At 60.6% G+C, this 12,661-nt stretch carries 17 protein-coding genes; 11 read left to right on the forward strand and 6 right to left on the reverse strand.

What is annotated here, in order from left to right; translation table 11 throughout:
* The first annotated feature begins 37 nt into the window (after positions 1 to 37).
* Together cysE and NDI72_RS14655 are read left to right on the forward strand one after the other, a co-directional pair.
* Positions 38 to 874: a serine O-acetyltransferase gene (gene cysE / locus NDI72_RS14650; protein ID WP_113155347.1), complete on the forward strand. Its 837-nt coding sequence runs from the start codon at positions 38 to 40 to the stop codon at positions 872 to 874.
* Between the two features lie 303 nt (positions 875 to 1,177).
* Complete coding sequence (locus tag NDI72_RS14655; RefSeq protein ID WP_113155346.1) at positions 1,178 to 1,384, forward strand: DUF3126 family protein; 207 nt, start codon at positions 1,178 to 1,180, stop codon at positions 1,382 to 1,384.
* A gap of 101 nt (positions 1,385 to 1,485) precedes the next feature.
* Here the strand turns inward: NDI72_RS14655 and NDI72_RS14660 are convergent, their stop codons facing one another.
* A complete protein-coding gene (locus tag NDI72_RS14660; RefSeq protein ID WP_283800810.1) occupies positions 1,486 to 2,154 on the reverse strand; it encodes a hypothetical protein in 669 nt (222 codons plus the stop codon).
* A gap of 179 nt (positions 2,155 to 2,333) precedes the next feature.
* Here NDI72_RS14660 and NDI72_RS14665 point away from each other — a divergent pair, with 179 nt between their 5' ends.
* Positions 2,334 to 2,654 (forward strand): DUF6949 family protein, encoded by a 321-nt coding sequence (locus NDI72_RS14665; RefSeq protein WP_283800811.1) that lies wholly within the window; start codon positions 2,334 to 2,336, stop codon positions 2,652 to 2,654.
* 72 nt (positions 2,655 to 2,726) lie between these two features.
* On the forward strand, positions 2,727 to 3,254 hold the full coding sequence (locus NDI72_RS14670) for a gamma carbonic anhydrase family protein (protein ID WP_283800812.1): 528 nt from the start codon (positions 2,727 to 2,729) through the stop codon (positions 3,252 to 3,254).
* Between the two features lie 199 nt (positions 3,255 to 3,453).
* Here the strand turns inward: NDI72_RS14670 and NDI72_RS14675 are convergent, their stop codons facing one another.
* Positions 3,454 to 4,068, reverse strand: a complete 615-nt coding sequence (locus NDI72_RS14675) for a transglutaminase-like cysteine peptidase (RefSeq protein WP_113155342.1) — start codon at positions 4,066 to 4,068, stop codon at positions 3,454 to 3,456.
* 228 nt (positions 4,069 to 4,296) lie between these two features.
* Here NDI72_RS14675 and NDI72_RS14680 point away from each other — a divergent pair, with 228 nt between their 5' ends.
* Positions 4,297 to 5,013 carry a haloacid dehalogenase type II gene (locus tag NDI72_RS14680; protein ID WP_283800813.1) on the forward strand — a complete coding sequence of 239 codons (717 nt, stop codon included), beginning with the start codon at positions 4,297 to 4,299 and terminating at the stop codon, positions 5,011 to 5,013.
* Positions 5,014 to 5,035: 22 nt separating this feature from the next.
* On the opposite strand, the gene NDI72_RS14685 is transcribed toward NDI72_RS14680, so the two are convergent.
* Positions 5,036 to 5,653: a PilZ domain-containing protein gene (locus NDI72_RS14685; protein ID WP_113155341.1), complete on the reverse strand. Its 618-nt coding sequence runs from the start codon at positions 5,651 to 5,653 to the stop codon at positions 5,036 to 5,038.
* A 91-nt stretch (positions 5,654 to 5,744) separates the two neighbouring features.
* On the reverse strand, positions 5,745 to 6,383 hold the full coding sequence (locus tag NDI72_RS14690) for a PAS domain-containing protein (protein ID WP_113155340.1): 639 nt from the start codon (positions 6,381 to 6,383) through the stop codon (positions 5,745 to 5,747).
* A 486-nt stretch (positions 6,384 to 6,869) separates the two neighbouring features.
* Between NDI72_RS14690 and NDI72_RS14695 the strand changes: the two genes are divergently transcribed.
* Both NDI72_RS14695 and NDI72_RS14700 read left to right on the forward strand, forming a co-directional pair.
* Entirely contained in the window at positions 6,870 to 7,550 is a 681-nt protein-coding gene (locus tag NDI72_RS14695; RefSeq protein ID WP_349632276.1) for a rhomboid family intramembrane serine protease, read from the forward strand.
* Between the two features lie 89 nt (positions 7,551 to 7,639).
* Positions 7,640 to 8,071, forward strand: a complete 432-nt coding sequence (locus NDI72_RS14700) for a CBS domain-containing protein (RefSeq protein WP_113155338.1) — start codon at positions 7,640 to 7,642, stop codon at positions 8,069 to 8,071.
* 36 nt (positions 8,072 to 8,107) lie between these two features.
* On the opposite strand, the gene NDI72_RS14705 is transcribed toward NDI72_RS14700, so the two are convergent.
* Complete coding sequence (locus NDI72_RS14705) at positions 8,108 to 8,365, reverse strand: YjhX family toxin (RefSeq protein ID WP_113155337.1); 258 nt, start codon at positions 8,363 to 8,365, stop codon at positions 8,108 to 8,110.
* A gap of 310 nt (positions 8,366 to 8,675) precedes the next feature.
* Between NDI72_RS14705 and gatB the strand changes: the two genes are divergently transcribed.
* From gatB to NDI72_RS14725, 4 genes are all read left to right on the forward strand, one after another.
* Complete coding sequence (gene gatB / locus NDI72_RS14710; protein WP_206552391.1) at positions 8,676 to 10,178, forward strand: Asp-tRNA(Asn)/Glu-tRNA(Gln) amidotransferase subunit GatB; 1,503 nt, start codon at positions 8,676 to 8,678, stop codon at positions 10,176 to 10,178.
* Positions 10,171 to 10,677, forward strand: a complete 507-nt coding sequence (locus NDI72_RS14715) for a GNAT family N-acetyltransferase (protein WP_283800815.1) — start codon at positions 10,171 to 10,173, stop codon at positions 10,675 to 10,677. The genes gatB and NDI72_RS14715 overlap by 8 nt, the downstream gene beginning before the upstream one ends.
* A gap of 385 nt (positions 10,678 to 11,062) precedes the next feature.
* Positions 11,063 to 11,461, forward strand: a complete 399-nt coding sequence (locus NDI72_RS14720; protein WP_113155334.1) for an NADH:ubiquinone oxidoreductase subunit NDUFA12 — start codon at positions 11,063 to 11,065, stop codon at positions 11,459 to 11,461.
* A 113-nt stretch (positions 11,462 to 11,574) separates the two neighbouring features.
* Positions 11,575 to 12,003, forward strand: a complete 429-nt coding sequence (locus NDI72_RS14725) for a DUF2155 domain-containing protein (RefSeq protein ID WP_206547493.1) — start codon at positions 11,575 to 11,577, stop codon at positions 12,001 to 12,003.
* Positions 12,004 to 12,037: 34 nt separating this feature from the next.
* Here NDI72_RS14725 and aat read toward each other — a convergent pair whose 3' ends face one another.
* The gene (gene aat / locus NDI72_RS14730; protein WP_283800816.1) at positions 12,038 to 12,658 is read right to left on the reverse strand and encodes a leucyl/phenylalanyl-tRNA--protein transferase; all 621 of its coding nucleotides are present in this window, start codon (positions 12,656 to 12,658) and stop codon (positions 12,038 to 12,040) included.
* Positions 12,659 to 12,661: the final 3 nt, after the last annotated feature.

Raw genomic sequence — 12,661 nt, forward strand, 5'->3', positions numbered from 1 at the left:
GCTTTAAGGCAAGGTTAGGCCTCTGGCGGAGAAATCGATGAACGCTCGCAATGCTATCCGTGAACGCAGTTCCGGCAAAAGCGCGCCTCAACCGGTGGACCCGATCTGGTACGCGGTCCGTGAAGAGGCTGAGGCCGCTGTCGCCAATGATCCGCTGCTTGCGGCCTTTCTCTATGCGACGATCCTCAATCATGACGATCTGGAAAGCGCGGTCGTGCACCGGGTCGCCGAGCGGCTCGATCATCCCGACATGGGCGCGGACCTGATCCGCCAGACTTTCCACGCCATGCTCAATGCCGAGCCTGAATGGCGCACCACGGTGCGTGTGGACATTCAGGCCTATTACGACCGCGATCCGGCCTGCGACCGTTTTCTGATGCCGGTGCTCTATTTCAAGGGCTTCCACGCCATCCAGACCCATCGTCTGGCACACTGGCTTTGGAAGGAGGGACGCAGGGATTTCGCGCTCTACCTGCAAAGCCGCTCGTCGGCCGTCTTCCAGACGGACATCAATCCCGGTGCGCGGATGGGCAAGGGCATCTTCATCGACCATGCAACCGGCGTGGTCATCGGTGAGACGGCGGTTGTCGAAGACGATGTGTCCTTATTGCATGCGGTGACGCTGGGCGGCACCGGCAAGGAAACGGGCGACCGGCACCCGAAAATCCGCCATGGCGTGCTGATCGGCGCTGGAGCGAAGATCCTCGGCAATATCGAGGTCGGCCATTGCGCACGGGTTGCGGCGGGCTCTGTCGTGCTGAACGATGTGCCGGCTGCCAAGACCGTTGCCGGCGTGCCGGCGCGTGTCGTTGGTGAGTCGGGCTGCAGCGAGCCGTCCCGCTCCATGGACCAGATCCTGCACGGTCAGTCCTGAGCGCGTCTGCGGCGCTCATTCAGCTCATCTCTATTTTGTCAGGGCAGGGAGGTTTCCCGGCATCACGACTGGTGACTGTTCGCAGCAAAAACGTCTGTTGACCCGCAGAGGCTTTACGGCTGAAATCCCGGTTTCAGGGTTTACAGTGGCGCTGGCCTCATGTCAGAAGCGCCGCGATCACAGCAGGGCTACCGGGTGTTCGTACGGATATCCGGCGGGTCTGCATCAAATCTGAAGCTGTGCGTCGTGCTGTCCCGAAACCGGTCCGGTTTCACACGATGCGCCAGGCACTGGAGATGTTTCTTGAAGCCCGAAGAGATCCGAAAGCTCGAAGCGTATTTCAAACGTACCTTCAACAATGATGCGCTGACCGTGAAGGCGCGTCCGCGCAAGGACGATTCCTGCGAGCTTTATCTTGGTGACGAGTTCCTCGGCATCGTCTTCAAGGATGAGGAAGAGGGAGAGCTCTCCTACAATTTCTCGATGGCCATTCTCGACATCGACCTCTGAGCCGTTTTGGCCAGAAGCACGCAGGCGCCCCTGGCGCGGCGGCGTGAATTCGAAAGCCCGTATGCGCTGTCGCATGCGGGCTTTTTTCTGTCAAAGGGGGCTTACAGCGGGGTCTTGATGTGCTCTGCGACCTTCCGGCGAATGTCCTTGTCCAGAAGCCGCCACTGGCCGAGCAGCGAGGCGGGAAAGCGGTAGGTCATGCTCAGCCGGTTTCCCAGGTTGATGTCGCGTTCGCACGGCGCGAGCGCCTCCCGCGCCGCAGTTCCTGTCAGGCAACGCGCCACGAAAGGTTCTTCCCCCGGTTCTGAAGCCGAAACCGCAAGCACTTCGCCCTCATAGCCGGAGCCCTGTTTGAAGCGGTGAAAGCGAATGCTCTCCGGTCCGCCAACCGAGTGCGCCTCGATCACCTGCCGGTAGACGGGTTCAAGGCGGTTGCTCATGTCGCGCGACATCATCTGTTCCTCGAATGTCACAAACAGGATGCGTCGCGAACCGTCCACATGGTTGAAATAATCGCTTCGGTCAGGCGAATAGCCCTCGAGTTCGGGCCAGACCATATAGACATCCAGGCGCTGTCTCACGCCATCCTGCCGTGCAGCCTTGAAGCGGATCATGTTTTCCGGAAATGTCAGCACATTGTTGCCGATGACGATCTCGCGCGGCTTCATGGACGCGGTGTGACCGGCTTCCGACAGCGTGTCTCCATACCACTGGCCGACAAACAGGATGCCGATGGAAAGCGCCAGCAGCAGCAGAAAGAACTGAAACACACGGCGCGCAAACCGGTTTCGTTGCACGGCGGCAGATGTGTTGGCAGCGCTGATGTCGTTTTCGGTCGCCAGTTTCAGATCCTCGCTTGTGTCTCGATACGGGACACGGGAATCGGCACAAAGTTTGCCTCAAAGGTTGTATTGACCTTGGGTTCTTATGGTAAATGGAGCGTAAAGACATGGTCCATATCTGGCTTTGCGGGGCGGCGTTTGTCGCCGGACTTGTCTTTTGCGGTCTCTTTTCAAGTCTCTTTGAGCTTCTGACCGGCAGGCGTGTGCGCTTCCAGTCGCCCTTCATCGTTCGTCGGCGTGTTTTGCGATCCCTCGCGGTCATGCTGTGCGTGGGACCGGTCGTTTTCCTGCGTGAAGCGCTCGCAAGCCACAGGCAGAGGCTGATCGGGCATGGCGCGCTGGCGGGTGCGGCTTTCACGTCCGGATTATGGGTGACGGCGACCGGTGTGGTTGTTATCGAGGTGGTGCTGGCTGTCGGGCGGATTTGAAGTGGCGAAATGCAGATTCTGATTCCCGCCCGCGTGTTGTAGTGTGCCGCCTTAATCTACCGGGAGTTTTTCATGCCGATTTATGCGTTGGAGGGCGTGAGCCCGCAGTTCGAGGACAGGGACACAAACTGGATTGCGCCGGACGCCTCGCTGATCGGGCGTGTGCGGCTCGGACGCAATGCGGGTGTCTGGTTCGGCGCTGTCCTGCGCGGTGACAATGAGCTGATCGATATCGGCGAAGACACCAACATTCAGGAACATTCCGTGCTTCACACGGATATGGGCTTTCCGCTGGTCGTGGGGCGCGGCTGCACGGTCGGGCACCGCGCGATCCTGCATGGTTGCCGGATCGGCGAAAACAGCCTGATCGGAATGGGCGCGGTGGTGCTCAATGGTGCCGAGATCGGCAGGAACTGCCTGGTCGGGGCCGGCGCGCTCGTCACCGAGAACAAGAAATTTCCCGATAATTCGCTGATCGTCGGTTCGCCTGCCAAGGTCGTGCGTGAACTGGATGAGGAAGCGGTGCGCGGGCTCCGCTGGTCTGCCGATCACTATGTGAAGAACGGTCAGCGCTTTTCTGTGGAGCTGAAGGAAGTCTGAGTTCCCGAAAAAGGTGGAGCCGACCCATGGGGTGGGCCGGCTCCTGACCCGGTCGTTGGGGACGGGGAGGTGGGGACTCGACCGGGTGTCCCGCAACGGATGCCGCCGGTCCGAAGATCGGGAGCGCGGCGTTCTCCGTTGGTGTTCAGAAAGACATGGGCGCGTTCACTGGATTGCGCCCATACATGTTGTTGAAAGATCAGCGGCTCGAAGCGACGCTGCCAACGGCGACGGGCTGTCCGTTGTTGATGTTGACCCACTTGCCCGAATGCGAAGCGGCCTGGCGCTTGAGATAGGTGTAATCCGTATCGCCCCACAAAGAGACGCGGGCTTCCAGATTATCGAGAATGAAATCGCCCATATTGGTGACCACGGTCAGAACGGCATGGCCGTCGCCATTGGGCTGGCGCACCACCGTGATCAGCAGATTGCCGGCAGGCACGCCGGCTGCCATCAGGCGGCGGCGCTTCTCGAGAACATAGTCCTCGCAGTCGCCATAGGCCGTCGGGTAGGACCAGTACTCTTCCACGCCCCACATTTCCATGTCGGTGCGCGGCAGAACCGTTGAGTTCACCGCATTGTTGACGTCGATCATGGCTTTCCACATCTCGCGCGTCAGCTTCACCGGGCGCGGGCGCGCCGTTGTCTGGTTGCACTCTACCGGCTCGCGCTGGCAAAGTTCATAGTGACCGATCGGCTGGCTGGTAAAGCCACCGGTCTTCATGAAATTGGGTGTGGCGAACGCCCCCGTGGTGAACGCCCCGAATGCAAGTGCGGCGGCCGCGATCAGCCGTGCGCTCTTTGAATGCCCCATAGTCTTGTCTCCCCGTTTGAGAGGACAATGACACAGGGGAATTTATTCCAGGCAAAAGTGCGAAGTATAAATCGCGCTAAATTCTATTTGTATTTTGATCTAATCAATATAAAAATCGAATTATATTTGAATAAAATTTGTCTAAAATTGTAATGAAATTCGAAGGCGTCACGGCGCTCGGTTCGCGCCGCACTTCACGGGCGGATCGACGATGGAGAGGAGAGCGGCATGAATGGTGTGAAGGCTCTGGTGTTCGATGTATTCGGCACGGTGGTGGACTGGCGCGCAGGTGTGGCGCGCGAGGCGGCAGAGTTTCTGCAGCGTCATGGGGCAGGGGGCGTTGATCCGGCAGCATTCGCGGATTTGTGGCGGGCGCGTTATCAGCCGGCCATGGAGGAGGTGCGAAGCGGTCGGCGGCCCTTTGTGCGGCTCGATGTCCTGCATCGGGAAAATCTGGAAGTGATCCTTCCGGATGTCGGCGTAGACCCTTCGCACGTTCCCGCGTACGAACTGGATGCGCTGAACCGCGCATGGCACCGGCTCGATCCCTGGCCCGATGTGCTGGCGGGGCTTGCGCGCCTCAAGACGCATTACATCATCGCGCCGCTCTCCAATGGCAATGTTCTTCTCATGCTGAACATGGCCAAGCGCGCCGGCCTGCCGTGGGACGCCATTCTGGGCGCGGAGGTCGCGCAGGCCTACAAGCCCGCGCCGGAAGCCTATCTGCGCACCGCCGATATTCTGGGGCTTGAGCCCGGGGAGGTCTGCATGGTGGCGGCACACAACAGCGATCTGGCCGCCGCCAGCGCCTGTGGACTCAGGACGGCTTTCGTTGCGCGTCCGCTGGAATATGGCAGCGGATCTTCACGCGATCCTGTCGCAGAACGGGACTGGGATGTGATCGTCTCGGATTTTGCAGAGCTGGCGACGCGGATGGGCGCTTAGGCCGCTGTTACGAATGCAGCGGTCAGGCTTCCGTCGGCAGCGAGAACTCTGCTTCCAGCGCCTGACGGTTCTGGATGCTTGCAAATTCGATGGCGACGCCATCGTCGAAATGGCGCACCACCTGTCCGCGCATCGTGCCAAGATGAACCTGCGTTCCGCGTTCAGGCCGCACTTCGCTCTCCACGGCTGCGCCGGAAAGAGACAGGTCGATGATGCGGCAGCGATATTCGCGGCCGTCCGGCAGGCGCAGAACGCTGATCGGGTTGCGCGGTGCGATACGCTCATGACGGCGATCTTCCGGCAGATCCAGCTCGTGCTTGTTGGCAAGCCATGTGAGCTGGGCTGCGAGTTTGTCGCGCTTGCGCTCGGAGGCAACCACCGTCATGGCGAAACCGTCGCGGTTGACGCGGATCACTTCGCCTTCAATGCGGCCGATATGATCGAGATAGGCAATCACGCGCTCGCCCTGCCTGCCCGAATGCTGTGCGATCAGGCAAACGTCGCCCGGTGACATGTCTGTCACCCGGCAGGGGTGTTCGCTGCGATCCTCAAGCATGAAGCGGCCATAGATCGACACCTTGACGCGCTGAAAGCTGCGTCTTTCATCGTCTGATGGGGATCGGTTGATCGCCGCTCTCATCGTGTCTTGCGCCCTTCGATCTGAAGATTCCAGCTGGCCCATGGGGCAGCGAGACACTACGCCTGATCCGTTAATAAGCGGTAAGGAGCAACTATTCGTTGCGCCCGCCGTCGAAAACCACAAGATGGCGGAAGCGGCGGCCCTGGCCGGGTTCGATGAGGCTGTCGGTGATGGAGCGGCGCTCCGGCACCAGTGGCGGCACCTGGACGGCTGGCCGGTTCTTCAGGAGGGAGGGCTCGCGGTCGGCGTCGATGATCCGCAGCGAGGTGACTTCACATTCCACGATTGGTTCTGCGCCAAGCCAGAAAGGCTTGTGGCAGGCCAGCAGCGAGCCCATGGCGCGCGGGCTTTCCATGCCGCCTTCAAGCGGCAGAAGCAGAAGCTCGAAGGCTGCGGCATCGCCGCTCCTGTTGCGTCCCGCAAAGGAAAGAACCACCACGGATTTCATGTCGAACACGCTGCGCGCAAGCTTGCCGACCACGGCCTGATCACGGCCCGGCCACAGGGAGGCGAAGGAGAGGCCCTTCAGTTCCTTTCCGAATGTGGCGCACAGCCGGGTGCCGGCGAGGCGGAACACGGCTTCGCCGCGCGCATCGCGTTCCAGAATGAACGTATCGGCCAGCAGTGTCTTGATCTCTGCCGGCTCGACTTCCGTGCGCCTGGGGGCCGGACGGTTGCCACGCAACCTGTTCCAATATTGGAACAACGTCACCGAACCATCATGTTTCATGCCTCTTGGCTCCTTACTCTCGGCCCGGGCCTGTCCCATAGGCGGACAGGTGCAGGCATTTTCAATAGCGACATGTGGATGGGTGCAGGATGCGTGCCAAAGCGATGGGGGTTGTTCGCGCAGCCGCTCTGTTAGGGTTAACAAAGGGTTTAGATTGCGCGGGTTTCGGGCCGGTGGCAGTGTCCGGCCGTTAGCAAGACCGAATCAACCAGATCGCCATGCGCCCACGTGGACGCCTGAAGGACGATCTGAATGATTGAGGGAGTAGCGGGGGCGCCCGATGCTCCAACTGACGGGCCGGGGCCGGTCTTTCACACGAAAGCCGGAGTGGGGGCTCGACCAGGCCGTTCAGGTTCATCCTGAGCGGCTTTTTTCTTTTCCGCGGGTCTGCTACGCAAAATCATGAACAGAGATGAAGAGCGGGCGATTCCTGAAGCGGAATCCGAAAATGGGTTTGAGCGGAACGGCGGTGATGGCAGGGAGCCAGTGTTCAACCTGGCACCGGCAGTTACGGTCCTCGGCCTGATCTGCGTTGCAATTTTTGCCATCGAGACATTCTGGATGAGCATTGATCAGCAGGTCTGGCTGATGGTGCATTTCGCGTTTCTGCCGATCCGCTATAGCGGGCAGTTTGCGCTCGACGCTTACGCTTTCATCAGCCCCGTCACCTATTCCTTCCTGCATGGAAGTTGGGGGCATCTTCTGGTCAACATGATCTGGCTTGCCGCCTTCGGGTCTCCGCTTGCCAACCGCATCGGAAGCGCGCGTTTCGTCCTGTTCTGGGTGGCAGGCGCGCTTGCCGCTGTCGGGCTGCATTACCTGCTCTATCCATCCTCGGCAGTGCCGCTTGTTGGCGCATCCGGCTCCATTTCCGCGATGATGGGGGCTGCAGCCCGCTTTGCGTTCCGGGTGGATCGGCGTCAGCCCAAGCCGGCCTTCACCGGGCCGGTGCTTCCTGTCTCCCTGGTCGTGAAATCGCGCAGCGTCGTGGTGTTCCTTGGCGTCTGGATGGTGGCCAATGTGGTGACGGGCCTGATGAGCGGCACCGTGGTCAACGGTCCCCAGATCGCCTGGGAAGCCCATATCGGCGGTTTTCTCCTGGGTTTCTTTGGCATCCAGTTCTTTGATCGCCCGCCCGCGCGGCGTCAGGCCCATTTCCCTTCCTGATTTCCGGCCACGCGCATAAGCATTCGTCTACTTGCAAAGCGCTCTTTCACGGCGCAACATTGCCCTGTTGCCAGAAGAAGGAGATTGCCATGACGGTGAAGGCCATTCTGGACGCCAAAGGGCGCAATGTGGTCACCATCGGTCCGGACAGGAGGCTGGCGGAGGCCGCCCAGCTTTTGTCCGAACGCGGTATCGGTGCCGTCGTTGTGACGGAGCCCGACGGGCGTATCGCAGGTATATTGTCGGAGCGCGATATTGTGCGCGTGATCGGGCGCGATGGCGCGGACATGCTTGAACAGCCAGTTTCTGCGGTCATGACCGCAAAAGTTCGCCGCTGCCATGAGCAGAACACGGTCAACGAGGTCATGCAGATCATGACCGAAGGCCGTTTCCGGCACCTGCCGGTGGAAGAGAACGGCAAGATTGCCGGCATCATCTCGATCGGCGATGTCGTGAAAAAGCGCATCGAGGAGGTCGAGCGCGAGGCCGAAGACATTCGCAGCTACATCGCGACCGCCTGAAAAGACGGAGGCTGCCTTTCGGCAGCCTCTTTTGTTTTAACGGTTATCGAGCTGTGAGCGGACCAGTTGAAGGCCGCGGCGCGTGATGCGGTAGGGACCGCTGTTGCGCGACTGGATTGCCCGTTTGCGTTTGATTTTTCTGAACAGTGTCAGGTCTAGGCCGGGAAACTGCCAGCCGTCACGTGTGATGCAGTTCAGTTCGAGAATCTGGCCTTGCTCGTCCTTTTCGATGACGATCCGGCCGCCCTGCGCCAATATGTGCAGGATGCGCTGCTCTGCGCGCGAAATATCCATATCTTGAAGTCCTGGAAAACCACTGGCGCGAACCAATGGGAAAACCACCGGCCAAATGGCCGGCAAACATCGCTGCGCCGCCTTGCGATGGCGCAGGGTTTCAAGGTTTTCTCGCCCCGACCCTGTGTTGGTTCAGGTTCGGGGCCCTACCGGGCCTCAAGATAGTTGGACATAAAAACTCCGTTGATGTTGCATTTCATAACGCAAACTGTGGCCGGAATAAAGCGCTTGGCTTGCCACGCGGGTATGTTTGGTCTAGCGAATGCGGCAGTCCATTCCGAACCATCCGACTGCACGGCACCGTGAAACCATGACACTCATCGATACACGCACGCCCGATCCCAAGCGTTTCATCTCCGGCGCTACCGGCGACTGGGAAATCATCGTCGGCATGGAGATCCATGCCCAGGTAACGTCTGAAGCAAAGCTGTTCTCCGGCGCTTCGACGACTTTCGGTGCTGCCCCCAATGCGAATGTCTCCCTCGTGGATGCGGCCATGCCCGGCATGCTGCCCGTCATCAACGAGGTCTGCGTCAAGCAGGCAATCCGCACGGGCCTTGGCCTGAAAGCGCAGATCAACCTGCGCTCGGTCTTCGACCGCAAGAACTATTTTTATCCGGACCTGCCGCAGGGCTACCAGATTTCGCAGTTCAAGCAGCCGATCGTCGGCGAGGGCAAGGTGACGGTATCCGTCGGCCCCGCCAAGGACGGCTCGTTTGAGGAAATCGAAGTGGGCATCGAGCGCCTGCATCTGGAGCAGGATGCCGGCAAATCGATGCACGACCAGCATCCCACCATGTCCTATGTGGATCTCAACCGCTCGGGCGTCGCGCTCATGGAGATCGTCTCCAAGCCCGATATCCGTTCTGCGGACGAGGCCAAGGCGTTCCTGACCAAGCTGCGCACCATCCTGCGTTATCTGGGCACCTGCGATGGCAACATGGACGAAGGCTCCATGCGCGCCGACGTGAACGTGTCCGTGCGCCGGCCGGGCGGTGAATTCGGCACGCGCTGCGAGATCAAGAATGTGAACTCGGTGCGTTTTGTCGGTCAGGCAATCGAATCGGAAGCCCGTCGCCAGATCGCGATTCTCGAGGATGGCGGTTCCATCGATCAGGAGACCCGCCTGTTCGATCCGGCCAAGGGTGAGACGCGCTCCATGCGCTCCAAGGAAGAAGCGCACGATTATCGCTACTTCCCCGATCCGGATCTGGTGCCGCTGGAATTCGATCAGGCCTATGTGGATGCGCTTGCAGCCGACCTCACGGAGCTGCCGGATGAGAAGAAGGCGCGTTTCATCGAAGCCTTCGGCCTGTCCGAGTATGACGCTTCGGTCCTGATTGCCGAGAAGGCTACGGCAGACTTCTTCGAGAAGGTTGCAGAGGGACGTGACGGCAAGGCTGCCGCCAACTGGGTCATCAACGATCTGCTCGGCGCGCTGAACAAGGCCGGGCAGGGGATCGACGAGACCCCGGTTTCCCCCGACCAGCTCGGCGCGATCATCGACCTGATCAAGAACGGCACGATTTCCGGCAAGATCGCCAAGGATCTGTTTGAGATCGTGTTCACCGAGGGCGGCGATCCGGTCGCCATCGTCGATGAGCGCGGCATGAAGCAGGTCACCGACACCGGCGCAATCGAGAAGGCCGTTGACGAAGTCATCGCCTCCAACCCGGAAAAGGTCGAGCAGGCCAAGGCCAAGCCGACGCTGGCCGGCTGGTTCGTCGGTCAGGTGATGAAAGCCACAGGTGGCAAGGCCAACCCGCAGGCCGTCAACGCGCTGGTGAAGGAAAAGCTCGGCATCAATGATTGATGCCGGCGGTTATTTTGTCCGCACGGCCGGCGAGCGTGACTTGCCGGCCGTGCGTGCGCTCCTCGTTGAAACCTGGCACGACACCTATGACGCGATCTACGGCCGCGAGCGTGTGGATGAGATCACCGATGCCTGGCACGCCATCGAGGCCCTGAGGGCGCGGCTGAAACAGCCGCACTCGGAATTCGTTCTGGCAGACAATGGCAGCGATATCGGCGGTGTTGCCTTCGCCGTCGCCGAGCATGAAGGCAAATCCATAAAGCTGCATCAGCTTTACGTCCGTTCGGCCTGCCAGGGGCGTGGCATCGGTCAGGCCCTGTTCGACGAGGTGGCGATCTGCTTTCCCGAGGCGCGCGAAATCACGCTCGAAGTGGAAGAGGCCAATGGCCGGGCGCGTGGCTTCTATGAGCATCTGGGATTTGAGCAGATGGGCCAGAGCGAGGATTGCGGCAGCGCCGGTTTCGATATCCCGGCTCTGATCTACCGCAGACTGCTTTAGGGAAGGGGCCGCAAGACAGGCTCCCCGACGCAGGGCGCGGCCCTGATTCGAGACCGAATCCTTTTGTCAGCCGGCTATCCCTCTTGCGGCATTCGCGCGCATCAGGCCTCATGCCGGTGACAGGCGTGGGCTTTGACCGCTGCGCGGAAGGCGCTCTCCATCCGGTCCCCGGAAACCACGTCCTCGCCGCGCTTTCAGCTTTTCCAGCCATGAGACAGGTGAGGGGCAAAACCCCTTTGCCGGCCCGAAAACAGCCGTAATACGGCGAATGCGATGAAATGAACTTTGAGCAATCCGTAACGGGCCTTGCCTTCTGGCGATGCGGACGCCATAACGCAACTCACGAGCCATCTCGAACGATGATAGCGAGCGACTTGAGGACGCCATGAAGAAGTTCCTGCTTCAGTTTTTCACCTGGTGGAATGGCCAGACACTGGGCACCCGCTTCCACACGTGGCGCAAGGGCACGCGCGTCGGTGAAGACGAGTTCGGCAACATCTATTACGAAGGCGGCAAGGATTCCGAAGGGCGCACGCGCCGTTGGGTAATCTATAACGGCATTTCCGATGCGTCTCTGGTTCCCGCTGGCTGGCACGGCTGGCTGCACCACCGTGTCGATGTTGCGCCGGTGAACGAAAACTACACGCCGCGCGAATGGCAGAAGCCGCATCAGCCGAATCTCACGGGCACCCCCGCCGCCTATCGTCCGCAGGGATCGATTGCGACCGGCAAGGAACGCCCGCGCGTGACCGGCGACTATGATGCGTGGACGCCCGGCGGTTGAAGCCGCGCGCTGTTCTCGCCACAATTTAACATTAGTTGTGCGCCTTCCCATGGACTTGGTGATTCCACCGGTCTATCCCGGATGACAAGCGAACAGGACGGGTGTCGAGCCACATGAATTCAGGCCACAAGAAGAAAGCCGGTTTCAGGCTTGTTGCAGCGCTGGGACTGGGAATGGCGACGCTCGCCGCCCTGCCGGCGCAGGCAGAGCGTTTGCAGCACCCGGTGGCCGAATTCACCGGCATCGACAAGATTACCGGCCGCATCATCTCCTTCGACGTCTATATGCATGAGACCGTCCAGTTTGGCGCTCTGCAGGTTACGCCGCGCGTCTGCTACAGCTCCGAGGAGACCGAGGAGCCGCGCACCGACGCTTTCGTGGAAGTGGACGAGATCACGCTGGACCGTGAGATCCGCCGCATCTTCACCGGCTGGATGCTGGCCGAAAGCCCGGGCCTCAATGCCGTCGAGCACGCGGTTTACGACGTGTGGCTCAAGGCCTGCAAGGAAGACACGGAAGTCCCGCCGCCGGACGCGGACTGAGTGAAACCCTACTGATTTCCATCGACGCGGACTGTCAGGGGCTGAAGCGCGCTTCGCCCTTTTGCAGCGCGTCCTGAAGCATCTGCTCATAACGGCTGCGGGGCACGTCGATCGCGCCGAACTGTTTTAGGTGCGGCGTTGTGAACTGCGTGTCGAGCAATGTGAAGCCGCGTTCGCGCAGGCGCTTGACCAGATGCACAAGGCAGACCTTGGAGGCATCGGTCTGGCGCGAGAACATGCTCTCGCCGAAGAAGGCGCGGCCAAGTGTGACGCCGTAGAGCCCGCCCACCAGCCCTTCATCCGTCCAGGCTTCCACCGTGTGGCAGTGCCCGTTCTCGAATAGAAGCCCGTAGGCTTCGCGGATGGGCGCGTTGATCCATGTGTCGTCGGTGTCGCGCCGCGCCTCTGCACAGCCTTCTATGACGCCCTCAAAGTCCGTATCGAAGGCGATACGGAAGGGCGCGCGGCGCAGCGTCTTGGCGAGGCTTTTGGGGATGTGAAAGGAATCGAGCGGGATGACCCCGCGCATTTCCGGCCGCACCCAGAAAACCTCCGGGTCATCGGCACTTTCCGCCATCGGGAAAACCCCGGTGGCGTAAGCGCGAAGAAGAAGATCCGGAGGGATCCGAAATCCTGGTGCGAAAGGTCGTGCCATCGT

The organism is Nitratireductor sp. GZWM139 (genome assembly GCF_030068685.1).
Lineage (GTDB): Bacteria > Pseudomonadota > Alphaproteobacteria > Rhizobiales > Rhizobiaceae > Nitratireductor > Nitratireductor aquimarinus.